Origin of the sequence: Lentzea sp. DG1S-22, assembly GCF_036321065.1 — a bacterium.
GTDB classification, from domain to species: Bacteria; Actinomycetota; Actinomycetes; order Mycobacteriales; family Pseudonocardiaceae; genus Lentzea; species Lentzea jiangxiensis.
On sequence record NZ_CP143276.1, the window covers coordinates 1,077,453 to 1,102,111 of the forward strand.

Annotated in this window: 15 protein-coding genes; 6 read left to right on the top strand and 9 right to left on the bottom strand. The window is 71.5% G+C overall.

Going from position 1 to position 24,659, the window contains the following annotated elements; all coding sequences use genetic code 11:
* Nucleotides 1-20 precede the first annotated feature (20 nt).
* Genes V1227_RS04900 through V1227_RS04910 form a run of 3 tightly spaced genes read right to left on the bottom strand, consistent with a single transcriptional unit; the run spans nt 21 to nt 2,143 of the window.
* Nucleotides 21-770, bottom strand: coding sequence for an isocitrate lyase/PEP mutase family protein (locus tag V1227_RS04900; RefSeq protein WP_329791259.1), 750 nt, complete (start codon nt 768-770; stop codon nt 21-23).
* A complete protein-coding gene (locus V1227_RS04905; RefSeq protein ID WP_329791260.1) occupies nt 771-1,292 on the bottom strand; it encodes an MFS transporter in 522 nt (173 codons plus the stop codon).
* Nucleotides 1,217-2,143: an MFS transporter gene (locus tag V1227_RS04910; RefSeq protein ID WP_329791261.1), complete on the bottom strand. Its 927-nt coding sequence runs from the start codon at nt 2,141-2,143 to the stop codon at nt 1,217-1,219. The genes V1227_RS04905 and V1227_RS04910 overlap by 76 nt, the downstream gene beginning before the upstream one ends.
* A gap of 387 nt (nt 2,144-2,530) precedes the next feature.
* On the opposite strand from V1227_RS04910, the gene V1227_RS04915 reads away from it, so the two are divergent.
* Nucleotides 2,531-3,091, top strand: a complete 561-nt coding sequence (locus V1227_RS04915) for an EF-hand domain-containing protein (protein ID WP_329791262.1) — start codon at nt 2,531-2,533, stop codon at nt 3,089-3,091.
* A gap of 431 nt (nt 3,092-3,522) precedes the next feature.
* Here the strand turns inward: V1227_RS04915 and V1227_RS04920 are convergent, their stop codons facing one another.
* Together V1227_RS04920 and V1227_RS04925 are read right to left on the bottom strand one after the other, a co-directional pair.
* Complete coding sequence (locus V1227_RS04920) at nt 3,523-3,885, bottom strand: hypothetical protein (RefSeq protein ID WP_329791263.1); 363 nt, start codon at nt 3,883-3,885, stop codon at nt 3,523-3,525.
* Nucleotides 3,886-3,899: 14 nt separating this feature from the next.
* The gene (locus tag V1227_RS04925) at nt 3,900-5,276 is read right to left on the bottom strand and encodes a helix-turn-helix transcriptional regulator (RefSeq protein ID WP_329791264.1); all 1,377 of its coding nucleotides are present in this window, start codon (nt 5,274-5,276) and stop codon (nt 3,900-3,902) included.
* A 360-nt stretch (nt 5,277-5,636) separates the two neighbouring features.
* On the opposite strand from V1227_RS04925, the gene V1227_RS04930 reads away from it, so the two are divergent.
* The 5 genes from V1227_RS04930 to V1227_RS04950 all read left to right on the top strand — a co-directional run bounded on the left by V1227_RS04930 (nt 5,637) and on the right by V1227_RS04950 (nt 8,280).
* The gene (locus V1227_RS04930) at nt 5,637-6,020 is read left to right on the top strand and encodes a hypothetical protein (protein ID WP_329791265.1); all 384 of its coding nucleotides are present in this window, start codon (nt 5,637-5,639) and stop codon (nt 6,018-6,020) included.
* A complete protein-coding gene (locus V1227_RS04935) occupies nt 6,017-6,244 on the top strand; it encodes a hypothetical protein (protein ID WP_329791266.1) in 228 nt (75 codons plus the stop codon). Before V1227_RS04930 ends, V1227_RS04935 begins: the two co-directional genes overlap by 4 nt.
* Nucleotides 6,245-6,544: 300 nt before the next feature.
* Nucleotides 6,545-6,985 carry a glycine-rich domain-containing protein gene (locus V1227_RS04940; protein ID WP_329791267.1) on the top strand — a complete coding sequence of 147 codons (441 nt, stop codon included), beginning with the start codon at nt 6,545-6,547 and terminating at the stop codon, nt 6,983-6,985.
* 89 nt (nt 6,986-7,074) lie between these two features.
* Nucleotides 7,075-7,710: a methyltransferase domain-containing protein gene (locus V1227_RS04945; protein WP_329791268.1), complete on the top strand. Its 636-nt coding sequence runs from the start codon at nt 7,075-7,077 to the stop codon at nt 7,708-7,710.
* Between the two features lie 84 nt (nt 7,711-7,794).
* Nucleotides 7,795-8,280, top strand: a complete 486-nt coding sequence (locus V1227_RS04950; protein WP_329791269.1) for an NUDIX domain-containing protein — start codon at nt 7,795-7,797, stop codon at nt 8,278-8,280.
* A gap of 557 nt (nt 8,281-8,837) precedes the next feature.
* Here the strand turns inward: V1227_RS04950 and V1227_RS04955 are convergent.
* From V1227_RS04955 to V1227_RS04970, 4 genes are all read right to left on the bottom strand, one after another.
* Complete coding sequence (locus V1227_RS04955) at nt 8,838-9,959, bottom strand: hypothetical protein (RefSeq protein ID WP_329791270.1); 1,122 nt, start codon at nt 9,957-9,959, stop codon at nt 8,838-8,840.
* A 28-nt stretch (nt 9,960-9,987) separates the two neighbouring features.
* A complete protein-coding gene (locus tag V1227_RS04960; protein WP_329791271.1) occupies nt 9,988-10,356 on the bottom strand; it encodes a hypothetical protein in 369 nt (122 codons plus the stop codon).
* 64 nt (nt 10,357-10,420) lie between these two features.
* Nucleotides 10,421-21,304 (bottom strand): hypothetical protein, encoded by a 10,884-nt coding sequence (locus V1227_RS04965; protein WP_329791272.1) that lies wholly within the window; start codon nt 21,302-21,304, stop codon nt 10,421-10,423.
* The gene (locus V1227_RS04970) at nt 21,301-24,651 is read right to left on the bottom strand and encodes a hypothetical protein (RefSeq protein WP_329791273.1); all 3,351 of its coding nucleotides are present in this window, start codon (nt 24,649-24,651) and stop codon (nt 21,301-21,303) included. The genes V1227_RS04965 and V1227_RS04970 overlap by 4 nt, the downstream gene beginning before the upstream one ends.
* Between the last annotated feature and the right edge of the window lie 8 nt (nt 24,652-24,659).

A 24,659-nucleotide genomic window follows, 5' to 3' on the forward strand; every position in this document is an offset into this window, starting at 1 on the left:
CCGGCCGCGAAAAGGAATCGCTATCGCGCACCCAGTTGCTCCAAGGCGTCGCGCATGGTCGCCAGACCCCCTCCCCGGTAGAAGCGGGGACCGAACGACACCCTCGCCACCCCCAGCGACCGCAACGCCTCCAGGTCGAGCTCGTCGGTCGTGTTGCCGTTGACCGGACCCTCCGCGACCAGGGGCGGGAGGGTGGTCCTGGCCGACCCGCCGATCGGGTAGACGCAGTCGACGCCCGCCGCGCGGTAGAGACGCGCCCGGCGGAGCGCCTCCGGCAGCCGGTCGGCCTCCCCGATGCCGCTCGACGGCAGGAACACGTCGATCCTGGCGTTGACCACGACCGGGACCCCGGCGGCGTCGGCCGCCGCGCGCACCCCGGCGAGCCGGTCCGCCTGCTCCCGGGCGTCCAGGAGTCCGCCCCGCCGGTGATCGGTGTCCTCCAGGTTGCACCCGACGGCACCCGCGTCGAGGAGCGCGGCCACGAAATCGTCGGGGGACAGGCCGTACCCCGCCTCCGCGTCCACGGTCACCGGGACGGGCACGGTCCGCGCGATCCGGGCGACCGCCGCGAACATCTCCCGCCACGGCGCCTTCTCGCCGTCCGCGTGGCCGAGCACGTCCGCCACGGCCGCGCTCGACGTCGCCACGACCGGGAAACCCAGCTCCACGACCAGCTCCGCACTGGGTTCGTCCCACGCGTTCGGCAGCACGAGCATCGAGCCGTGGTGCAGTTCGCGCAGCAGGTCGGCGTGCACTTCGAGGTCGGACATCTATCGCACCTTTCGCGGGATGAGTGATCCGGCCAGGGCGCCCACGACCGCGAGCGCCGCACCGGTCAGGACAGCGGCGGTGAAGCCGCGGGAGAACTCCTCGCCCGACGCGTAGCTCCCGGCCTCCGAGAACCCCACGACGAGGAGCGCGACACCGAACGCCCCGCCGAGCTGCCGCATCGAGCTGAACGAGCCGGAGGCCTTGCCGAGGAACCGCGGCTCCACCGAGGTGAGCACGGCGCTCTGCGCTGCGGGCAGGCACAGGGCGATGCCCGTTCCGGAGAGCACCATCGGCACCACGATTGCCGCGTACCCGGTCGCCGGGCCGGCGACCAGCGCGAGCCACACCATCGCGAAGGCGTGCAACCCGAGCCCCGCCACGACGAAGGGCCGTTCACCGAACCGGCCGATCCTGCGCCCCACCCACTGCGGGACGACCACCGTCGTCAGTCCCCACGGCGCCAGCGCGAGTCCCGCGGCCAACGGCCCGTACCCGAGCCCCGTCTGCAGGAACTGCGCCATGAAGAACACCACCCCGAACGCGGAGCCCAGTGGAAGAAGATCACGACGTTGGCGGCGGAGAACCTCCGCGAGCGGAACAGGTGCAGCGGCAGCATCGGGTGGGCGGCACGGCGTTCCCGGACGACGAACGACACCAACGCGGCGACCCCGGCCACCGCGGGCACCACACCGCCCTGGACCAGCGCCCACATCAGCCCGAACGTCCCCGCGCCCGCGAGCACCAGCCCCGGCACGTCGACGGCGCCGTCCGGTCCCCTGCTCTCACCGATCTTCGCGAGGGCGAGGAAGGCCAGCGCGGCGCCGATCGGCACGTTGATCCAGAAGATCCACTGCCAGGACACCCCCGCGACCACGGAGCCGCCGACGAGAGGCCCCAGCGGGACGGCCACACCGCTCACGCTCGCGAAGACACCGAGCGCGCGCGGCCGGAGCTGCCCCGGGAAGGCCGAGCTCAACAACGCGAGGGCGAGCGGCATGACGAACGCGGCCCCGGCACCCTGCAGCAGCCGCCCCGCGATCAGCGTCCCGACGTCCGGGGCCGCGGCACACACCAGCGACGCCCCCGCGAACACCGCCACCCCGGCGGCGAACACCTTCCGCCGCCCCCACCGGTCCCCGACGGCCGCAGCCGTCATGAGCAGCACGGCGAAACTCAGCCCGTAGGCGTTGACCGTCCACTCCAGTTCGGCGAGCGAGGCACCGAGGTCCGTCCTGATCGCCGTCAGGGCCGTCGCGACCACCAGCGCGTCGAGCACGACCATCAGCGACGCGACCGAGGTGATCACGAGCACCCGGGTCCTGGTTCTTCCCTCGACCGCCGGTTCGCCCGCGGTCCTCGTGTGGGTCGGCACTTGGTCCTCCTTCTGCGCTCCTCGGAGGTGTGGACCCGAAGAGGGGGCAGGAGGAATCGGTGCCGAGGACAGGAGTTGATCCGCTGCTCCAGCTTGAGCTCGGCGGAGTCGCGGTGTGCACGGTCGCGATGACCGCGACACCTGCGCGCCCACGTCGGCAAGGAGAGTGATGTCCGCCGTGATACCGGCTCCGGCAGGTTCGTAGGCGCGCCGGTCACGTGCGCGAAGTCTTCTGCGGGTCCTGGCCACGATCCCTTCGGACCGCTCACCCTCCGCTTCCACCCGGCAGTGTGGTGACCCGACCCGATCGGAGCTACCCGACCGTGCCCGACCCTCCGATGTTGTGAGCAGGCCCAGGTACCCCACCACACCAGTCCGGAGGATGCAGTGCCTCTCACCGACCTGCTCAAAGCCAAGATCAACCACGGCTTCGCCCACCTGGACGTGGACGGCGACGGCCTGTTGACCGAGCAGGACCACGTCCTGATGGGCCGCCGCGCCGCCGAAGCCCTGGGTCACGCCTCCGGATCGGCAGAGGAACAGCGCATCGTCGACGCCTACGTGGACATCTGGCGCGACCTGCACGAACCCCACATCCCCGACGGCGGCCAGGCCATCAACCGCGAGCAGTTCCTCGCCTCCACCGGCAGCCTCGCCGACGACCCGCAGGCCGCCTCCGCCACCGTGGGAGCGATCGCCAGGGCGTTTCTGGCGATCGCCGACACCGACGCGGACGGCAACGTCAGCCCGGCCGAGTTCCGGAAGTTCCAGCAGGGGCACTTCCCGAACCTGACCGAGGAGGAGTCGGCGAAGGCGTTCACCCACCTCGACCTCGACAGCGACGGGTTGCTGACGGCGGAGGAGTTCGTCCGGGCGTGCGTGGACTACTGGACGAGCACCGACCCCGACTCGCCCGGAAACTGGTGGGCAGGTCAGGCCCTGGGCTGAGGACCCCGTCCCTGTCGGACCCGGCTTCGCGCACGGACCGGGCGAGCCCAGGTGTCGGAGTCGCACAATGCCCGCGGTACCGTCGACCTGGGCGTTGACACAGCCGCCAGGTTCTTTGCCACCATCGCCAAACCCGCGCCTCAAAGCCTGGTCACCACACGATTGGCCGGCCTGCTCGACCTCGCAGCGGCAGACGTGACCGGTTTGGGCGGGCCGGTGCTCCCCGCACGCGCTGGGGTGGTCCCGCGGCTCGAGCACTGGTCTGTGGCCAAGGCATCACACCCGTGATCGCCCGCCGCCTGAAGTTCGGCAGCAGCCGCCGTGGGTTAGCGCGATCTGTTATAGCGGCCCAGCGGTCGACTCCCTCGAAAGCTCATGGAGGGAGCCAAGGGACGAGTTCGTCGACGATCGCAAGGACATCGACTTCGCTGCTACCGGTTGATGTGCCGTTCGATCGTCTCGAAGATGTCGCAGTCGATCTGCCGCCACCACTCAGGCATGTCGTCCCAGGCGGGGATGTGGGAAGGTTTGGGCTCTGCGACGTGCTTGCGGACCTGCTCGCGCCAGCACACCGCGACGAACTGTCCTTTCTGCACGCGGCTCAGCTTCGCCATGTCATCACCGGCTTTGATGAAGTCGGCGACGTAGTCGTAGACCGCGGTTGCGCAGGCCTTCTCCCACTCCGGGGTCTGGTCCCAGGGCGTGATGTAGCTGTCCTTGGGGGTGCCGGGGAAGTGCTTGGCGATGCCGGCGATCCAAGCTTCGCGGAAGATGCGGCCGCGGTCGTCCTGCACGTCGTGCTCCTGTCCTATCGGGACGAAAAACTTGTCAGGGCCTTGATCTCACCGCTGAGGCGTTGCACCTGCTTGTCGGCGAGCAACGGCACCAGGTGCCGCTGGAGGCCGGTGAGTTTGCGGCGGATGACGTCGGAGCCAGTGTTGCGGGCCTCGGCGAGGACCGCGTTGGCGTAGCTGATGACGCGGTCGGGATCGCACCGTTGGGCGCCGATCACGGCCAGATCGGTGAGCACGCTGGCGCGCCGTCGGGGAGTGAGCTTTTGGCGCAGTGCGGCGGTGAGCGCGGCTTCGGCAAGGTCGTGGCGGCCGAGAGTGGCGTAGCAGGTGCCGCGTTCCTCGGCGAGCCTGGCGCCGTCGAACCGCAGCCATCCGCCGTTGTGGATCGTCCCGGTCAGTGCGCGCACTTCTTCGGCGGCGTCGAGCGCGCGCTGACAGGCGGCCAGGTCGCCGAGCCCGGCGTGGGTTTCGGCTTGGACGACCGCGACCCAGTGCCGGGTGGAGAGGCTGGGGTCGCCGCGGTGGGCGAGCTCGGCGGCGAGGTCGAGCATGGGCGCGGCCTCGCCGAACCGGCGCTCGTAGACCGACAGGAACGAGTGCCGGGTCATCGCGCAGGCCCACAGGTCGAAGTCGCCGGCGGTTTCGCTGGCGTGGGCGGCGAGGCTGTAGCTGTCGGCGGCTGCGGTGTAGTCGTTGCCGTCGAAGTGGATTTCGCCTTTGAGCTGGTAGAGGTCACCGGCGGCGGCGCAGATGCGCCGCTTGGCCGTCAGGCTGCGGCTGCGCTGCAGCTCGGTGTTCAGCACGCCGAGCTGGGTGCGCACGACCGGCAGGACCTGCGCTTTGGATGGGGCGAGTGCGTAGACCTGCCAGAGGTGACTGTTGAGCTTGGTGTAGTCCTCGGCATCGAAGTCGGTGGCGACGGACGTGTCGCTGTCGGCCGACCACAGTGCCAGCATGGTGCCGACCATGCTGAACGCGCGTAGCGCTTCACGACGGTGCATATCGTCAATCTCCGCGGGGTCCTGCTGGCGGCGGTAAGCAAGAGCCAACTCGGGGTCATCGAGGTTCTGTTCGCCGCCTCGTTGTGCGAGGCGGCCGCTCGGGTCTTGCTCCCGAAACGCCGCGCCTGCGCCGGGTGCCGTCCCCCAGTCTGCCTGCCTGCCGCCTGAACGTATAGCGCCGGGCGTCCCAGTGAAGAGAGCGTCGAGCTGGTTCCTGTTCAGTCGCAACACTTTCGCGAGCATGTTGCGTGTCAACAGCTGTGGCACGCGCTCCCCGGCTTCCCAGCGTTGAACTGTCCGGCGGTCAACGCCGGTTTGTTCGGCGAGGCCTTCCTGCGTGAGATCGAGTTCGCGGCGGCGACGCGCGAGAGGGTGCTGCTCTTCGGTCATCCCTGCGCCTTCCGTACCGCCCGCCCGATTACTTCGGTCGAGTCACCGCTGGTCAGGCGCGCGCATGTCGCCTGGTGCCGCCATCCTGCCGCATTGCGGTCGTGGTGCTCGCACGCCGTTACCGGTTGTGTGCACCTAGCAACGTGACCCGAGTCTCAACATAACCGAGGAGGCACCGATGACCAGCATGCATACCCCTTTTGCCGTACTTGGCGACGGCTACGGGTTACGCGGCGGACCGAGCGGCGATGTCGCGGTTGGTGACCTCCCTGACGGTCCCGGCCGCCGAATCGCGTCCACAACGCCGTACTCCACTTCCCCTGCTGTGCTGCATGCGCCGAGCCCGAAGGACACCCGATCATGCCCGTCTTGCTCGCCGAGCCTCCTGACGATCGCGAACCACGTTGGCAGCCCGTTGTTCCGTCGGACGCGATCAAAGCTGACCGGCCGGTCGCCGAGCCTGTCTTGCGGACTTTCGGCGCGCATGCTCGCCACCGCCATGCTGGTGCGGCAGGAGCTGTGGTGGTGAGCGAGTTCGTGTGGTGGGTATCGCCGCACGACGGCGAGTCCCACGCGATCCTGCGCAGTCAGGCCGAGGCTGGTGCCAACGACGGCACTGTGGACACCGAGTGCGACAAAGTGTTGCTGATCGAGCATGCGCAGCACTGCTCGAACGGCAGGTTCTGCCAGAAGTGCCTGGTGAAGGTGGGGCAACGCGTCATCGACTGCAGTTGGTTCGTGTGACGGTGGTGGCGCAGCACGTCTACCGCGACGGAGACCGGTGGGGCGTCACAGTGCACGAGCTGATCCAAGCCGCGGTTGATGAAGGACGCCCGGTGCGGCTGCACTGGAACGAGGCCGGAACTGAATGGGATTGGCAAGGCAACGAGTTTCACACCATCGTCATGCCCGCCGTCGGCGAGCAGCTGCTCGCTGACCACAACAGATGGTTGAGCCAGGCAGGTTAGCCGCAATGACGCCCTCGCAGCTCCTGCGTGGCGTGATCGCTCGATACCGGCACACCATCGACAGCGCCGCCTCGCTCACGGCTCGCATAGATGAGCGTGCGCTACCGGCGTTGTGTGGGGAGATCTGCAGGCCCAACCCATCGCCAGCACGTACGCAGCGTGTCGCTGGCTGATCTGCGACACCTGCCGCACCGCCACGACGCATTCCGTCGTGGCCCCACTGACTGGTGCGTCCCGCAGGCGCACCAGCCGCGCATGCACGCGACCTGAGAAAATCGCACCACGTGAGGAGAAGTAATCATGACCACTGCAACGACCCTGCGCGACCCGCGCACTTGTGTGTCGGCTGAGGTGTGGGACCGCGAGGTTCGGCTGATCATGCGCGACCACGACATGGATCGCGACCTGGCCGAGCGCACCTTCGGCCAGACCGTCGCCTACCTCGTCGTCGCGGGCGAGAACCCGAACCTTCCGATGGGACCCACGCCGGCCGTCGACAAGGGCGTCCACAGCTTCACTCTCGACACGCCCCACTACTTCACTTTCTGTGAGGAGAACGCGGGCCGCTACATCCACCACATCCCGCACCTGCCCGAGGACGGCAAAGAAGGCCCGCTGGTCCTGAACAGCACGATCCACGCCATCCGCGCGGCCGGGTTCCCGCTCGACACCGAGCTCTGGAACGCCAAAGCCGCCGATTGCAACCAGTGCTACGCCGGCTGCCACGACAGTCCCAAGTAGCACCGGTGTACCCGCGCGACCGCTGATACGGTCCCTCGTCCTGTGCCCTCTCTAGGGCGGGACGAGGGACTCTCCAAGGAGGACCGTTGGTGAATAGCCCCCAGGCAGAGGTATGGGAGCGGTATGCCGCCAAGTACACGCCGCGTCGAGCGTTGAACGCCGCAGGAGCATCGACCTGGCTGAATTGGACCCAGTACCCCGATCACGGGCCAGACGAGTCCGTGCTCGGAAACCTCAAGGGCAAGCGCGTACTAGAACTTGGCTCCGGAGCTGGCGCCAACCTCGCCCACCTGGCGACCCTGGGCGCTATCTGCACCGGCATCGACATCGCCCCCAGCCGCGCCCACACAGCACAACAAACGTGGGGCCACTTGGGCGACATCACGTTCGCCACCGCCGATGCTGTCGAGTACCTCGCCACCACAACCACGACGTTCGACATCGTCTACTCGATCTTCGGCGCCGTTTGGTTCACCGACCCGACAATCCTCTTTCCCCTGGTGCGCAAACGAATCAGTGATGAAGGTGTTTTCGCGTTCTCGCACCCCCCAGCCAGCCCTCACGAATACAAGCCCGGCCAGGTCATCCGACAGTGGCACCTTCCTCCCACCCGATGGACCAACCTGCTCATCGGCACGGGCTTCGCCGGCGCCGCCGCCGAGGTTATTGACGCACCCGAACCCGGCGAGCCCGGCACCGTCCTCGTGTACGCATCCGCTACCTGATCCCAAGATCGCCAGCACGGCTGCTTCGGCATACGCGACCTCATCATGTTGCCGACAGTCGGCCGACTGCGAGGAACCCACCGGATGTCTACTGCCGTCACCCCACGCATCGGCGCTCGGGTGCTGCTCGACGCTCGCGACCACGTGCTGCTCATCCACGCCTGCGACCCGCACGACCGCCACTATCATCGGTGGGAGGTACCCGGTGGAGACCTCGAGCAGGGCGAGCAGCCAGAGGATGCCGCTGTGCGCGAGGTCGCGGAGGAGATCGGACTCATCATTCCGTCCCTGGGCCAGAAGCTGTGGATCCGCGAATCGCGCTTGCACTACAAGGGACGCGACCACCACCGCCAGGACCACGTCCTTCTCCGCCGCATCATCGACGCCGTGCCAAAGGTGGCGCTCAAGCCGACCGAGAACGAGAAGGCCGGACTGATCGAGCGACGCTGGTGGTCAGCAGCCGAGCTACGCCGCCGCATCGACAAGCTGATTCCCGCTCAATTGCCCAGTCTGCTCGACAAGTTCCTTGCGGGCACTCTCGACGTCACGCCGCTGAGCTTGCTCGACTGACACCGCCTCAAGATCACCGCCGAGGTCAGAGGCCACGCTCGGGCGATCCGCTACAGGGCCGCAGCCGCCTCAGCGAGAAGCTCCAGCGGCTTGTCCTCTTCGAACGCCATCGCCCACTGGACGCCAAACCGCTCCGCGACTTGCCGACCTGGTCGCAGTCCTCCACGTACTCGGACCGTGTGAACGGGCACCCCATCGTCGGATAGGCCCCTGCTGAGTTCGGATTACCCGGAGGGATGTCACCCCAGGTCTGTGATCCCTTGCCGCGTATCCCACCTCCGACGCGCCCGGTCCGCTAGCTGTAGTGACTAATTCGCACCTAATGACGGTCACCTGGGGCGGGACGACTCCCCCAGGTTGGCAGGCTCGATCGGTAGAAGCCTCAAGAAGCGTTCACGTCGCTCGTGACCAGCTGGTCGCTTCGACGGATCGTGCGTGCACTACTCGCCATGACGGTCAGCACACCGCCGCGCCGGCTCCTGATCCGACAGATCGCCGCAACGTCTGCAACACCAGCACCGATGCGGCGATCTCGGGCCTCCACTGCCGAGCGGTCGTCACGCGGGCAGACGGTCGAGGAACGCGGTCAGCAGCGCGTCCAGTTGCCCCGGCTCCGCACGGCCACCCAGCAGGCCACGCAGGCGTGCCCACTCGGGCAGGTCGAACGCGCCGCCGAGGCTCGACACGGGCTGCGGGTAGCGGGCCTGGTGCGGGGCCACGAACAGGCCCCGCAGGGTCTCGCAGTCGCGGTCGGCGGCGGCGAACAACGCGTGCGTGAACCGGTCGGCGAGCCGGTAGCAGCCGAAGTCGACCAGCCGGCGGTCCGTGGTGACCTGCACGTTCACCCCGTCGATCAGTACTTCCCGGCCGTCGAAGCCGACCGCCGCCGCTACCCGCGCGAGCCGTCGCGGCCCGAGCGGCACGACCACGCCGTCACGCACGACCTCCGGGCCGCCCGCCCGGTGGCGCAGCAGGAAGCGGATCGCGCCGGAGGAACTCGCGGTGATGCCGTACCGGCGCAGGGTCAGCTCGACGTCCAGCAGTTCCGCGGCGGTGCGCGTGCCCGGGTCGCGATCACCCCACTGGAACTCCGGCCGGGTGCGGGCCTGCCGCACGAGCAGCACCGCCGGCTCGCCGGGCCGGCCCGCCCGGTCCAGGACGTCCACGCCCAGGTCGACGATCGCGTAGTGGCCGATCGGGCTCATCGGGTGGCCGGCGCGGCGCAGGGCCGTCCGGGCCAGCCGGGCCAGGACGACCTCGTGCACCGCCGCGCCCAGCCCCAACAACCCGTGCGCGCCGCCGGGGACCGGCCGGTACCCAAGCCGCACGCCGCAGCCCTTGACGTCGAACAGCACGGTGGCGCCCGCCGGCAGGACGACCGGGACCAGCGCCGCCCGCGTGTAGCGGGGCGGGCGGTGCACCCGCCGTTCCGGGCCCACCGCCCGCAGCCGGGTCTGCGCCCGGTCCTGGGCCGCCTGCGTCCGGGACAGCACGCCGACCTGCCGGGTCAACCAGCCCAGGTCGGTCAGGTCTCCGGCGGTGACCAGGTCGCCGAGGTCGCGGGCGAGGGCGTCCCGGTCGGCGTGCAGCAGGCGCGCGCCGGGGACGGTCACCACGTTCTCCGGCCGCCACTCGCGGCCGTAGAACTCCTCGAACTCGTCGAGTCGGGTGACCGCCACCGGCGTGGCACCGCTCACTAGGCCGTGCCTACTTGCACTTGTCCTCCTTGCAGCCCTGGAGGATCTCGCACGGCACGCCCCGCAGCACCTGCACGGTCCGCGTGGGGGAGACGTCGTCGCCGGACCCGGACCGGTGCAGCCGCCACATCGTGCCCTTGAACTCCTCGAGGGCGGCGATCGGTTGCGGCGTGGAGGTCAGCGTGCGCGTCGCGGGGTCGTTGGTCTCCATCAGCAGTTCGTCGCGCTGGACGGGGAAGTGGTCGTGCAGCAGGCACAGGCCGAAGCGGTCGATGTTGCCGTGCCGTTCGAGCAGGTCACGCAGTTCGGCGATGAACTCGGCATCGCGTTCGCCGAGGGCTTCGGCTTCGGTGAACCCGGGCAGTGTCGACTCCAGCATCTCGTTCACATCTCCTTCGCGGTCACCGCCGCCCGGCGTTGTCCGGGAGCGGGGCTTGAGGGGGTCAGTGCTGCGGGTGGTCGGTCCAGTCGCGCCAGGCCAGCTCCAGCCGGTCGAGCACGAGCAGCGGGCTGGGCGGCACGTCGCGGCCGGGCGAGCTGGTCAGCACGGTGAAGGTGAACCTCAGCGGCCCACCGGGGGTGGGGTGGGTGGCGTCGAACCACGCGAGCGCGCCGGCCGAGACGACGGCGGGCAGGTCGGTCGTCGCGGGGTCGCAGGCCAGCGGCGGCAGGAACAGCACCGGCGCGGCGGGCGTGGCCGCGACGGGCAGGGCCGGGTTGAGCGCGATCGCGTAGGTGGCGCTCACCTGGACCAGCTGTGGTCCTTCCGGCGCGGTGGCGAACAGGGTGGCCAGCAGGTTCTCCCACTGGCCCCGCAGGGTCCGCGGCACCGGGCCGGTGCCGCCGATCGCCGCCATGTCCAGCGGGTCCGCGACGGTCACGGTCGGCCGCAGCGGTGTGGGGAACGCCGCCGGCGCGGTGCGGTAGACGAACGCGTCCGCGGTGGTGCGGTCGTCCACGAGGTGGCGGTTGCGCTCGGTCCACATGGTCGTCGTGGCGTTCTGCGCGGCCATGATGTCCAGGCCCGCCAGCGCCACCACCCGGTCGGGGATGGCCTGCCCCTTCGCTGCGGTCAGGGGGGTGCCGTCGGCACCGCGGTAGGTCCAGGCGTACCGGTAGCCGGGCGGGGGCGTGTGGGGCACGGCGTCGTAGCCCGGCACGTCGATGACGGGCGTGTCGTCGATGCCCGCCGGCACGGCGTCCCGGGCCGCCACCACCAGCGCCTCGGTGGCGTCCCTGGTCACCGACTCGGTGACCACGGTCTGCCAGGGCAGTTGGCCGCGCGTGGACGCCTCCGGCGCGGCACCCGCCCCGCCGGCGGTGAACGCGGTCAGCGAGGCCGCCGCGCGTTCGCACAGCCGCACGAACGCCTCCAGCACGACCGCCGCCCGGTCGATCCGCTCGACGTCGGAGGACTCGGTGACGGTGGCGACCAGGTCGAGCAGGTCCGTGCGCACCTGCGGGTAGACCAGCGCGAACTCCGCCAGGTCGGGGACCGGGTCGGCGGTGCCGGCAAGCGCGCCGGAACCGTTGACGGACACGTTGAACGCGGCGGTGAGGTGCAGGTCGTCCTGCGGGTAGTGGAACTGCTCGGCGTAGGTGACGAGGTAGTCCCAGCGCAGCACGTCCGCCCACGCGAACCGCGCCGACGGGGGCTTGCCCGCTCGCTGGTCGACCATCGTCGGCGGGCCGGGAAACGCCCGCAGCGGCAGCGGCACCTCGCAGGCGGGCAGCTCGCCGTCCAACGGCCACGGGTCATCCACTGTGGACGGTGGTAGGACGAACGCCAGCCACGACGACGCGAGGTAGTCGGTGATGCCCGGCAGCGGGCCGATCCGGTGCTCGACCGACGCGCCGCGGAAGGTCACGTCGAGCTTGGCGTTCTTGCGGACCGCGCCGTTCGCGCCCGTGCCCGACGCGGTGACGGTGAACGTCAGCGGCGTGACGCCGTCGACCAGGGTGATCTTGGCCGCCGACACGGCCATGTCCGGATCGGAGCCCGGCCCGGGCAGGAACGTCCCGTACAGCTGTGGCGGGTGGGCGGCCTCGCCGAGGTCGGCGTGGACCGAGGCCATCACCTGCATGACCGCCGTGATGGCGTAGTTGTTGGACAGGGCGATCAGGAGCTGTTGGCGGAACTCCTCCTGCGCGGCGGCGAGCTGGTCGGCGGCGGGCGCCTCGTCCTGGAACACCGGCACGACCAGGCGGGACAGGGCGTCCGCCAGCGACTCCTTGACCTCGCGCAGGCGCTCGTCCCACGCCAGCGGCGCGGTCGCGAGCCGGGTCACCAGGGTGGTGGCCACCAGCAGGTCGGGCGCGAACGCCGCGTCGACGGCGGCCAGCAGCCGGCGCAGCCAGACGTCGGTGTCCACACCGGTGAACGAGCGCACCCCCGACGGCCGGCCGAAGTCGATGCCCGTCGCCGTCCGGTACTCGTAGTACGGCACGTCCGCGCGGGATTGCAGGCTGGTGTAGAGCGGGCGGGCCGCGTACACCAGTGGCGCGACGTGGGCCGGGACGTCGAACCCGAACCCGCCGGAGCTCTCGTCGCCGACCCGCAGCACCCACAGCCGCGTGGTGCCGCCCCCGTCGCCGACCTCTTGGCGGTCCACGCCGGAGGCCAGTTTGCGACCGGGCAGGCACGCCTCGAACGCCGTCGCGAACTCGACCAGGCTGTGCGTGCTGTCGCCGGCTTGAGCGGGCGCGACCACGGTGTCGTCCGCGCCGACGGACGTGCCGGCGAACCGCGGGTCGACCAATGCCGCAGGCCTGGCCAGACGCAACACCACCGACAACTCGACCGCCTGCGCGGGATCTACCTGGTCGGCGGTGAACCCGAAGTCCACCACCAGCGGAGCCGGCGGCACGGCCGAACGGTCACCCGCCGCCCGCGCCACCAGGAACGGCAGCACGCCGTCCGCCCCGACCAGCCACGCCACCAGCGCGGCCCGCCGGTCGGCGTCGAACCCGAGGTCCACCTCGGGCAGCAGGGCGGTGACCAGCGCGACGGTCGGCGGCGGCGAGGCGGCGAGCTGGTCGCCCACCCGCTGGTAGACCGGCACCGCCTGGCGGGCCTTCTCCCGCCACGCGCCGTCGTCCGGGCCGGCGGCGGGCGGCGAGTACGCCGAGGCGTCCAGGGACGCGGTGAACCGCAGCGCCGGACCGGATCCGGCGTTCAGCACGCGGTAGGCGGCGGCCACGCCGGGCCACTGGCTCAGACCCACCAGCGGATCGGTGTAGGCCACCGGCATCGGCGCGCGCCGGGCGGGTGCCGGGTCGCCCAGTTCGCCGACCACGCGGTTGCCGAACGGGTCCACCCAGAACAGCTCCGGCTGGGCAAGCCCGCCGACCCCGGCGTAGGGGCTCGCGTTCGCCGACGGCGTGGTGTCGGCGGGTGGCGTGGCGTTGGCGGCGACCGGAACCACGCGGTGGAACCGCCACGGCTCGCCCTCCGGCGGGGCGGCCGGGGTGCGGGCGCGGTCGGCCAGCGTGGCGCCGGGCACCGGGGTGTCGTGGCTGATGGGCAGGCCCAGGCCGGTCGCCTCGAACCACGCGTTGCCGGTCAGCCGGTAGCCCAGCAGGCTGAACTGCCGTTGCAGGTACAACCGCGCGAACCCCGGGTCCGTGGGCGGTGGCGGCGGCGCCGGCGGGGTGCGCGTCGCGGCCAGACCGAGACAGCCCGGCGCCGTGGTCGGCACGCGGCTGGTGGGACCGGTCGGCACCCTCAGCGCTTGGCCGGCCGCGAACAGCGGCGCCACCGCGGCGTTGTCGGCGGCCAGGGCGGCGACGGTGGTCCCGTAGCGGCCCGCGATGGCGGCCAGGTCCGTGCCCACCGCGCCGGTGCCCACGGCGAGCGTCAGCGCGGGCAGCAGCAGGGCGGTGCCCACCGGCAGCGGCCCCCACGAGGTGATCTGCGGGTTGGCGCGCTCCAGGTCGGCGGTCGTGGTGCCGAAGTGCGCGGCGATGCGGGCCGGGTCGCCGCCGGGGTCGGCGGCGGTCACCAGGTAGTCGCCCCGGGCGGACCGCAGTGTCGTGCCCCTGACCAGCGGCGCCGTCGAGTTGGCTTCGGCGATGGTCGTCGCCCGCGTGTAGTAGCGGTGCGCCAAGGCGTCCAGGGACGGGTTGTCTCCGTCCACAAGGGACACGTCAACCACTGCGGGAACGCTCTGCGCGTACACCGTCGCCGAGGACGTGTCGAACGGCGCGACGGTGGCCAACGTGTTGACGTACCGGTCGGCCGACTGCGTGTCCCACACGACGAGCACGCTCAACGCGGCCTCGCCCTTGTCGTTGAACAGGTAGTCGGGCAGCCCGTGCCCGTCGTCCTCGTAGTACAGGTAGTAGCCGCCCGAGCGGGTGATGCCGCCCTCCCAGAGCAGGCGCAGGAAGTCGTACGGCGAGGTGAGGTTTCCGGCCCGCTCGGCGTCGGCGAGCGTCGGCGGCGCCGTGGTGGTGGTGAGGTTGGCTTGCAGGAGGCCGAAGGTCACCGTGTCGGCAGCGCCGGACCGCAGGCCGGCCGGTGCGCCCGCGACGGCGTCGGCCGGGAACACCAGGGTCAACCCGGCCACTGGGGCGCTGCTGCCGTCCAACGCGGCCAACGCCCGTTCCAGCAGCACGATGTCCGCCTCGCCGACGGTGAGCAGCTCGCAGGCCGGCACGTCGGGCAGGCGCTTGACCGTGAAGCCCACCAGGGTGGCCCAGCCGTAGCAGTCGATCTGGGACTCCACGAGCGTCCCGCGCGCCTCGTCGTAACGGCCCAGGACCGGTCGTACCCGGGGCGGGGCGTAGCGCAGCGGGTCGGCCAAGCCGGTCAGCGTGCCGGGCAGGGACCACAGCCGCGGTTCCCGGGTGCCGGCCGGCGGTGCGCCGTGGGGCAGCACGACGGGGCCCGCACTCAGCCACGGTGTCACCCCCGTCGTCGGGTACGTCGTGGGCTGGTCCGCGTAGGACGGTTCGACGCCGACGGTGGTGCCCGGTGGGGCGAACCGGTAGCCGGGGGAGGCGAGGAACTCCTGCAAAGCCGTGATGGTGGGCCACAGCGAGTCGGGTGCCCCGTCCGCGATCGACACGGTGAGCTGGTCGCCGCCGCCGAAGTCCACCCACGTCAGCCCGGCCGGCCGCACCAGCGAGAGCGTCAACGGCTTGTCCTTCTCCAGCGCGGGCAGCGGGATCTGCTGGCCGGTGAGCGCGTACAGGCCCAGGTCCGGTTCCGCCGGGGCGGGCGTGACGCCCCGGGTGGGCAGGCGCAGGCCGTGCAGCGCGTACCGGCCCGCCATGCCGCCGATGCGGGACAGGCCGTTGGTGGCGGCGATGTCGTCCAGCAGGGCGCCGAGCGTCAACCGGCCCAGGTGCGGCAGGTCCAGCGGGGTCGCCGGGTCGAATCGGACCGCGTCGAGGGCGGGGTTGGCCAGCGCCGCGACGGGCAGGCCGAAACGCGCGGCCACGCCCGCCGGGGTGTCACCGGCGGCGGTCGGGTAGACCAGGTCGGGCAGCAGCAGCACCGAGGGCGCCACCAGCAGACCCGCCTGCGTCAGGAGGCCCGGCGCCCGGTCCAGCAGGGTGGGAAGGTCGACACCGAAGTGCGCGGCGACCTTGTCCAGCGTGTCGTCGGGTTCGACGACGTAGGGCTGCCCGTCGGGTCCGGTCAGCACGGCCGCGGGCCGCAGCACGTCCCGCTTGTCGTGGTTGGCCAGCGCCAGCCCGCGCGCGGTCACCAGGTCACCGGTCGCCCGCGCCAGGGTGGTGAACGTGTCGGTCGCGCCGGCCTGGACCAGCGCGCCCCGCACGGGGATCGGCTGCCCGGCCACGAACGGGTGCTCCCGGTTGCCCTCCACCAGGTCCGCCGCGGTGAAGTCGGTTGCCCCGGCGCCGGTCGCCCACGTCACGACGTCGCCGATGCTCTCGCCGGCCCGCAGCGGGTAGCGGTAGGAGCGCAGCGCGTCCCGGGCCGCCTCGCACGCCTGCTGCGCGATGAGCCGGAAGTAGTCGGCGAAGGCGAAGCTGCCCACCGACTCGCCGTCCCCGCCGCCGAGGTCCGCACCCACCTCCGCACCCACCTGGACCGACAGGTCGGCGAAGTACTCGCGCAGCGACGCGAGGTAGTCCGCGCTCGTGGCGTTGAAGTCGGCGAACGTGTAGTCCAGCGCGGGCGCGCCGCCGTACGCGGGCATCCGCAACGCCAGCGGCGGTGGCATCGGCAACGGCGCCGCGTCGACCCGCCCCGCACCCGACGGCACGCTCACGTCCAGCCGGAACTGGGCGGCCAGGAACGCGCAGATCGCGTCGACCGGCACCGGGGTGGCGGTGGCCCGGTCGGCGAGCACGGCCGTGACGGCGGCCAGGTCGTCGTCGGAGAACACCGCCGCGTCCACCGCCGCGACGCTGTAGGGCGCGCCCGAGACGGGCAGCGCCGCCGCCGCGACCCACCGCAGCACCTGCCGGGCCAGCAGGTCGAAGCCGCTGTCCGCGGTCTCCGGGCCACGCGGGACCGCCGGGTTCGCGGACTCGACCGCCAGCAGCACGACCGCGCACACGGCCTGCTCGGCGGCGGTCCGCGCCCCGTCGGCCGACACCGTCACCGACGGCACCAGGTAGCAGGTGAGGCCCTGCGGTTCGACCGCCGCGGCCAGGTTGTCCCAGTGCAGGTCCGCGACCGCCGAGACCGCGGGCAGCGCGCGGCGGCCCGCGTCGCGCAGCCGCCAGCGGTGGGCGTCGGCCAGCGGGGAGGACACCCGCCACGGCGCGGTGCCGCTGTTCTTGATCACGAAGGTCTCCTTCACCGTGACGGAGAAGGAGAAGTGCAGGGTGATCGAGAACAGGCCGAAATCCAGTTCCAGCGACGCCCGTGCGTCCACGGCGGCGACCACCGAGATCGGGATGTCGTGGTAGGCGATGTAGGTGATCTGCGCGTAGGCCCTGATCTTGATGTCGACCGACGCCTTGATCACGGCGAAGTCAACGGCCCCGTACAGCTCGCCGATGATGCCGAACGTGCCGTCCAGCGAGAAGAAGTACCCCTCCTGCAACTGGCCGGCCGCGCCGTCGCCGCCCGCGCGTGAGTTGGGGTGCCACTTGGCCAGCACGCCCTGCACCACGCCGAACACGGTGATCGCGATGCCCGCCTTGAGCGCGCCGTACTGCACCTTCTTGCCCACGCCGACCTGGACGCCGAGCCCGAACACGATCACCGGGTCGAACCGGCCGTTGGTCGCGGCGGGCACCTTCGAGGACGTCTCGCTGCTGAGCTTGCCGAAGTAGAACCCGGCCGCGCCGAGCACCGGGATGCCCGGCGGCACGATCGCGCTCACCGCGAAGGACCGGCTGAAGTCGTTGTTCCAGGGGAACCCGAAGTCCACCTGGAAGTCGCCGTTGGTGTAGACGGCCAGGCCCAGCGCGGGCATGGTCACCGAGAACGCCCCCAGCTCGACCGTGCGCATCGCCTCGGGCAGCACCAGTTCGGTCTGGTAGACGCCGACCGTGTCGCTGATCCGCCGGTAGAGCACCTCGAACGCCAACCCCGCCAACACCTTCGCCGCCGGACCGGCCAGCGCCACGCGCAACCCGTACAGCACCGGGTCGTTGAACACCGCCGACAGCTCGACGGTGTACCCGCCGGTCTCCTCGATGCGGATGAGGCCGAAGTTCGTCGCCACCAGCCACCCGCAGTCGGGGTCGAACGACACCCCGCCCACGGGTCCGGCGATCGGCGCGTCGCCCGGGCCGAGCTTGCGCAACGCCTCGATGACCTTGCGCACCGTGCTCAGGTCACCGGCCACCCGCACGTGCTGGCCCAACGCCGCCAGCCGCAGGTCGAGCAGCTGGTTGCCGCCGCCGGGCGGCGCCGGGGTCTGCTGCGGCCGGGTGGCGTCCCAGTTCAGCGTGTCGCCCTGCTGCCACGCGAACGACCCGGTGAGCCCGATCAGGACCTTGCCCCGGGCGGCGTCGTAGCCCACGCTGATCGACTTGATCGTGCAGAACCCCAGGTTCACCGGGCCGACGTCCACGACGAACCCGACCGCCTTGGTGGTGAAGTTGAACGTCACGTTGACCTTGGCGAGGGTGATCGACTCCAGCAGGTTCCACGGCGCGGCCAGCCCGTAGCGGCTGCCCGTGGCGTAGGAGATGAAGTCCTCGACCAGCTTGCCCAGCGTGACCGTGCGCAGCGAACCGGTGGCGACCCACTCCTTCTTCTCGTTCTGCTTCACCTCCGCGTGCAGCGCGCCCCAGTCCAGCAGGTACACGTACTGCTCACCGAAGCGGCACTCCAGCACCAGGTCCATCCCGCACCAGTGCACGGTGGCCTTCAGCTCGCCCGAGTAGGCGTTCTTCGCGTACGCCAGCCGCATCGCGGCCTCGATGGTGAGCGAGTCGAGGAACGGCACCCGCCACGGTTGCGCGGTCCGGCCGCTGATCTCGTAGGAACCGGTCGTCGGCTCGGCGCGCAGCGCCAGGGCGGTGATGCCGTAGTCGTCGGGCGGCGCGAAACCGTCCAGGTACCGGCGCATGAGCTTCGTCAGCGACAGCTCGCCGCCCGTCTTGCCGACGAACCGCCACCCCTTCTCCGCGCCCAGGTAGGCGGCCTCCAAGGTGAGCTTGAGGGCGTTGTCCGGGTCGTCGGGCAGCAGGGTGGCCGAGCCGGTGAGGGTGCCGGTGGTCACGCCGGTCGCGCGGTCGACCAGCAAACCGATGCCGTCCAGCCGGATGATCGGCAGGTCGCGGGAGGGGATCGGCCACGCGAAGCCCAGCGCGCAGCTCAGCGTGAAGTCACCGGTGGCCTTCGTGCCGTCGAGGGAGAACTGGGTGATCGCCGGCGGCGACGGCGGGTCGAGGGTGACACCGGGCAGGAACAACGCCAGCAGGTCGGTCAGCTCGATCCGGCCGTCGACCAGCGCGCCCCGGTAGGCCAGGTCGGGCGCGGCCACGCTGACCTCGACCACGCCGGTGCCGATGGCGAACCGGCCGGTCATGGTGCCGCGCACGGTGCGGGCCTGGCCCGGGTCGCGCACGGTCAGCCCGATCGTCAGGTCCTTGAGCAGCACGCGGGGCAGCAGCTCCCAGCCCGCCGGGTCGTGCCAACCGAGGCGGAAGGCGAAGTAGTCCACCGCGAACGAGGTCGGGTCACCGTCGGCGGTCAGGCCGAACTCGGCGTGCTCGACGGCCAGCGCGGCGACCACGTCCAGCGGCTTGGGCAGCACCGACACGAGGTCGACCCCGCCGACGAGCTGGTAGAAGGCGTCGATCGACACGCCCGTCACGCGGTCGGCGGTGAACGCCGCGCCCCGCATCGTCGGCGGGACCGGTGCGCTGAAGTCGAGTTCCACGCCGCCGCACCGCAACCGCCCGCCGAGCAGCCCCGCCACGCCCGCGCCCGCGTCGGCCACCAGGAACCCGATGAACGGCGCGGCGAAGCCGATCCACGGCAGGCCGTCCGGCCGCCAGTCCAGCGGTGTGGTGAACCGGAAGTCCAGCACCACGCCATCACCGGTCTGGGTGAACCGTGCGGTGACCGGCGAGGCCAGCGGCCCGAGGGTCCCCTCGCCGGTGACCAGCACCTCGGTGATCTTCCCGGCGGCGGGCTGCCTGGTCACCGTGGCGCCGGCTAGCGTCAACCGCCCCTGGAACGCCGACTGCAACCGGGCGATGAACTTCCCGATCCCGCCCGCCGGGTTGAGCTGCGCGGCGAAATCCACCGGGCCGCTCGCCGCGGCGGCGGAGAACTTCTGGTGGAGACCGGCCAGCGTGTCCGGCGGCTGGGTCGGCAGGGTGGAGTCGAGGTAGGCCACCGCCATGTTCAGCTTGTCGTTCTCCGGTTTGCCGTAGAAGTCGCGCACCCCGGTGAAGTAGTCGTAGTAGGTGCCCCACTTCGCGCGGACCTGGTCGAGGTAGGTGCTGATGAACGCCGGGACCGCCGTGGTCGGGCTGTCCCCGCGCAGCGGCCAGTCCTTGGGTTGCAGGTTGAACCAGTTCGCGACCCGCTGGACCCGGCCGGCGACGGCACTGGTCCCGCTCGGCGACAGGATGCCGCTGGGGTAACCGGGGTTCGCGTCGCCGGCGCGGCGCAGCGGCACGTGGTCGACCAGGAAGTACGCCTTGCCGGTGGTCATCATCAGGTTGGCGCTGCCCTGGTCGGCGAACACCGGGGGCAGCGTCGACCGGGTCAGCACGTGGTCGCACAGGATCGGCGCGACGGGCGCGGCCGTGCGGCCCAGCTGCACGTACAGCAGGCGGTGCTGGACCTGGTCGGCCAGCAGCCACCGGTCCACGGCGTCCTGGACCCTGGCGAGGTTGTCCTCGCGCGCGGGCAGGTAGTCGAGGACCTTCAACCGCGACGCGGAGTTCAACGGAGTGAACGCCTGCTCCGAAGCCTTCCGCCGCACGGGTGAGCGGTCGTCGGGGAAGTGCGCGCGGCAGGCCAGCACGTCCTGCACGAACGCGAACGTGTTCTGCGGGAACTCCTGGTCGTCGCCCTCGTAGGCGTCGAGGTTGACCACGACCAGCGGCTTGGCGTCGCGCCGCAAGCCCTGCGCCAGGTAACCGGCCAGGGTGACCGCCAGGACCTCGCCCGCCGTGCCGATCTCGCACTCACCCGGGTAGCGGATGCCCCGCACCGCGCACAGGTCGGCCTGGTCCAGCAGCGCGTCACCGGTCAGGTACTCGACGATCGCGGACTGCTGCCCCTGCCCGGCGCCCCACGTCGGCGCGGGCGGCGACAGGCGGTAGGCGCGTTGCGGGAACCCGGCACCGCCCAGCAGCGCCACCTTCGCCAGGTCCACTGTGGACCCGTCGGCGTTCTCGATCGTGTGGGGCGCGGGGGAGCGGTAGGGCTGCAACCGCAGGAAGTGCTCGACGTTGAGGGCCTTGGCGTAGTCCATGTCCTCGACCGCGCCACCGGTGAACCCCAGCGGCACGCTCTGCGCCGGCGGGGTCGCGCCGCGCCGCAACTCCGGGAAGGTGACCGTGGCGCCCTGGTCGCCGCCGAACCGGTAGGTGCCCGGCGAGCCGGTCACCGGCACCAGTTCGGGCAGCAGGAGCAGCATCGCGGCCAGCCGGGCCGGGTAGCCGCCGTCCGCGGTCAGCAGGTACACCTCGACCGCGCCGGTGTAGCCGTAGCCCGGGACCGTCCCGCTCGGCGGCGTGCACAGCCGGCGCACGACGTTGGCGCTGGACGCCTGGTACTCCGGCCCGCCGCCGTCGTCGACCAGGACCCGCGTGCCGGGGCTGCCCGCGAGGCGCTTGCGGAAGGCCTCGAACGCGGCGCCGGTGCTCGCGGTGTTGCCCGCCTCCATCACGTCGAACAGCAGGTGCAGGTTGGCCAGTGGCGAACTCATCGGATCCCCGCCTTGGGCTTGTCCTGGTTGTAGACCGCGTACCAGCCGATCCCGCGCGGGTCGCCGCCGGCGTCCGGTCCGCCGAAGCAGGCGAACCCGACCGCGCCGTTGGGCGGGATCTTGAGCAGGCCGAGGAACTTCAGCGCGATGTCGTTGAGCCACAACACCCAGTACCGCGACGCCGAGGGCGGCGCGGGCTCGTAGGTCAGCCGCAGGTCGCCGACCGACAGCTTCAGCACGCTCTGGACGGTCAAGCCGCGGCTCTTGCTGGTCACCCCCGGCAGTCGCAGACCCGCCATCGCGTCGTAGGGCACCACGGTCGTGCTCGACCGGTCGCGCACGGGTCCGGACGACCACGCGGCGATCAGCCCGGCGCTCAGGCCGACATCGTTCGCCAGCGCGCCGATCGTGCCCAGGTCGAGCTGGAACTCCAAGGCGTACCAACGCTTCCCGGCCACCCCGGACAGCGGCGCGCTCGTCGGCACCGGGAGGTAGTCCTGCGCGGACGGGTCGTCGGTCGTGTCGCCGTGCAGGAGGTCCTTCAGCCGCAGGCCGAACGCCTGGTAGAGGCTGCCGGGCCGGGACGTGGACCGGGACGGGTCGAAGGTCAGCGCCCCGACGTCGAAGCCGTACGCGGGCGGGTCGACCGAGGTGTCCATGACGACCGACAGACCGGAGAAGCTCAGACCGGCACGTGAACGAGGCCCGTCGGGCGGACTGCCGAAACCGAACAGGTCGAACGGCACGTCCTGCACCCCCGGCACCGCGCCGACGGCGCGCAGCACACCGAAGTCGAGGAAACCCCACAGGTCGAACCGCACGGTCGTGGCGTCCGTGGTGACCATCTGCGCCTTGGTGACCTCGACCCGACGCAGGACGTCCCCGTCGAGGGTGAACACGCTGTCGTCGGTGTTGTCGAGCACGAACGCGCCCACGTCGCCCTGGAGCTGGTAGGCGCACTTGAGCAGGATCGTGTGGTAGACGTCGTCCGGGTCGTCCATGCACAGCACCCGGTCGCCGAAGAACTCCGACAGGGTCAGCTGGGCCAAGCCGTCGAACCCGCGCACGGAGGTGTTCTCGAACAACGCCCGCAGCGTCAACAGCCGGAAGTCGTAGGGGCCGGGACCGGCAGGGGGCAGCGGTGCCACCGGGTCCGGGTCGGGCAACGCCGGGTTGGCGTAGTCGACGAGCTGGAACAGCGAACTGGAACCGGTGATGTCCAGCCGGCGGTCGCCGGTGATGCCGATCGGGCTGATCGCGACGCCGAGGTGGTGGGCGTAGGAGTCCTCCCGGTCGATCACCGCGAGCAGCCCGGCGAGATCGCCCGGTAGCGCGGTGAGCGAGGCCTTGAGGACCAGCACACCGGTCCAGGCCGGGTCGGTGGCGATGGCCCGGAAGTTGTCGAACCACACGCCGGGCCGATCGATGCCCGCTCGGACGTAGTCGGCCAGCCACTGGGCCAGCACCGGCAGTTCCGCCTCGTCGCCACCGTCGGCGCGCAGCGCGAAGTCCGCCGCCTGGGTCCACGCGGTGGGCTTGGCCACCAGGTCGACCAGGCGGCCCCGGCAGCCCTTGACGATCAGCACGTTGCGGTAGTCGCCGTAGGTGTTGTCGCGGCCGACGTCGATGGTGGTCTCCCACCCCTCGATCGACATCCGGTTGTAGAACGCCGGCGTGCCGTCCGGCGGCGGCGGGCCGGCGCCGGCGGGGCTGGGCCTGCCGACCCCGAGGTGCTTCGGGTCGACCGCGACCAGGAACAGGTCCGAGGTCTGCAACGCCTGTCGCAGCACCGGGTCCGGGTCGGTGAACGCCAGCCAGCAGCCGGTGGCGCGGTTGACCCCGAGGACCACGGAGGTGAACGCCCCACTGGCCGGGTCGACCGACGCCAGCAGCCCGGTGGGCGTGGTCGTCCACTGCAGGTCCGCGGCGCTCGGGGAGGCCGGTCCGGGCGGGCCCAGGCACGCGCGGCGGGTCGACGCCACGGCGAACTGCTCCACCCCGGCGATGTCCTCCTCGCCGAAGCTGATCACCGGGCCGTACTCGCACGGCACCGCGAGTCCGTACGGGACCAACGGGAACGGGTCGGTGTGCGGCACGGGCACGGCGGGCCGGACCGGGCCGAGCAACTCGTCGCTCGTCGGCCGGACGACCGTGTCGAAGCCGTAGAGCGGCGAGCCCTGGGGTTGGGCGCTGTAGCGGGCGGTGCCGCCCGCCGCCGGGACCACCGCGGCCCACGCCGTGCGGTAGCGGTCGTCCAGCGCCGGCGCCGCCGGGTCGATCGGCACGCCGAGCGTGGTCGCGACCGGCGGCGGGTAGTCGCCCGCGAAGGCCGGCCGGTTGGCGGTGAACCGCAGCCGGTCCCCGGACGGCCCGCCCCGGAGGAACACGGTCTCCGTGGGGCTCAAGCCGCACAACAACTCCGTGTCGGCGTCGACGGTGAAATCGCCCTCCGGGCCGAACGCGAAGCCGGGCGGGCTGGGCGTCCTGGGGCTGCCCAGCGCCAACGTCAGACCGGCCGGGTGGTCGCCCGAGGTGACCGGCACCAGGGTGACCTTCCCGCCGTGCGCGGTGCGGAACCCCGAGACCAGCCCGGTCGCGGTGGTGAAGCCCAGGCGGGTCCGGCCGGCCAGCCGGGTGTTGGTCGGGTCGCTCGGGTCGACCGACGCGGCGAACGGCACGACGTCCAGCCCGGTGGCCTCCGCCAACGGGTACCACTGCGCGCGCACGCCGCCCACACCTGGGCACAGCAGCTGAAAGCCCCACCGCAGGTCGGTCAGCAGCTGCTTGCGCGCGATCGACACGCCGAACACGACCGATCCCGCCCGCGTGCCGCTGAACGGCAGGGTCACCGGCCCCTCGACCACCGCCGACGACGGCGCGGCGGCCCCCGTGAACCCCAGCACGGCGCCGGCCACCGGGGTCAGGGTGACCACGTCGCCGTCGAGCGCGACACCGACGCCGTTGCCCACGGTCAGGAACAGGTTGCCGGGCACCAGCGGCAGGTCACGACCCGGGCTGACGACCGTGCCGCCGGGGAAGGTGCGCAGACCGATCACCTGGGCGCCCTCACCGGCGCGGCGCGGGTCTGTCAGCCACACGACACCCCGGTCGACGTGGGCGTCGCGCAGCACGAGCGGCACGGCGTCCACGATGGCCCCGGCGTAGTGGTCGAGGTCCAGGCCGGGCGCGGCGGAGAACACGAACGTGCCGGGGCCCGCGAAGGCGTCGGCGAGCGTGATCGAGGCGGGCGGCGGGTCGGGCGGGTCGGGCAGGTAGAGCGCGACCCAGACGCCCGGCGTGGGCGCGGCGTACAGGTGGGGCGAGTCCGTCGGGCTGAAGGCGACCATGCTCCCGG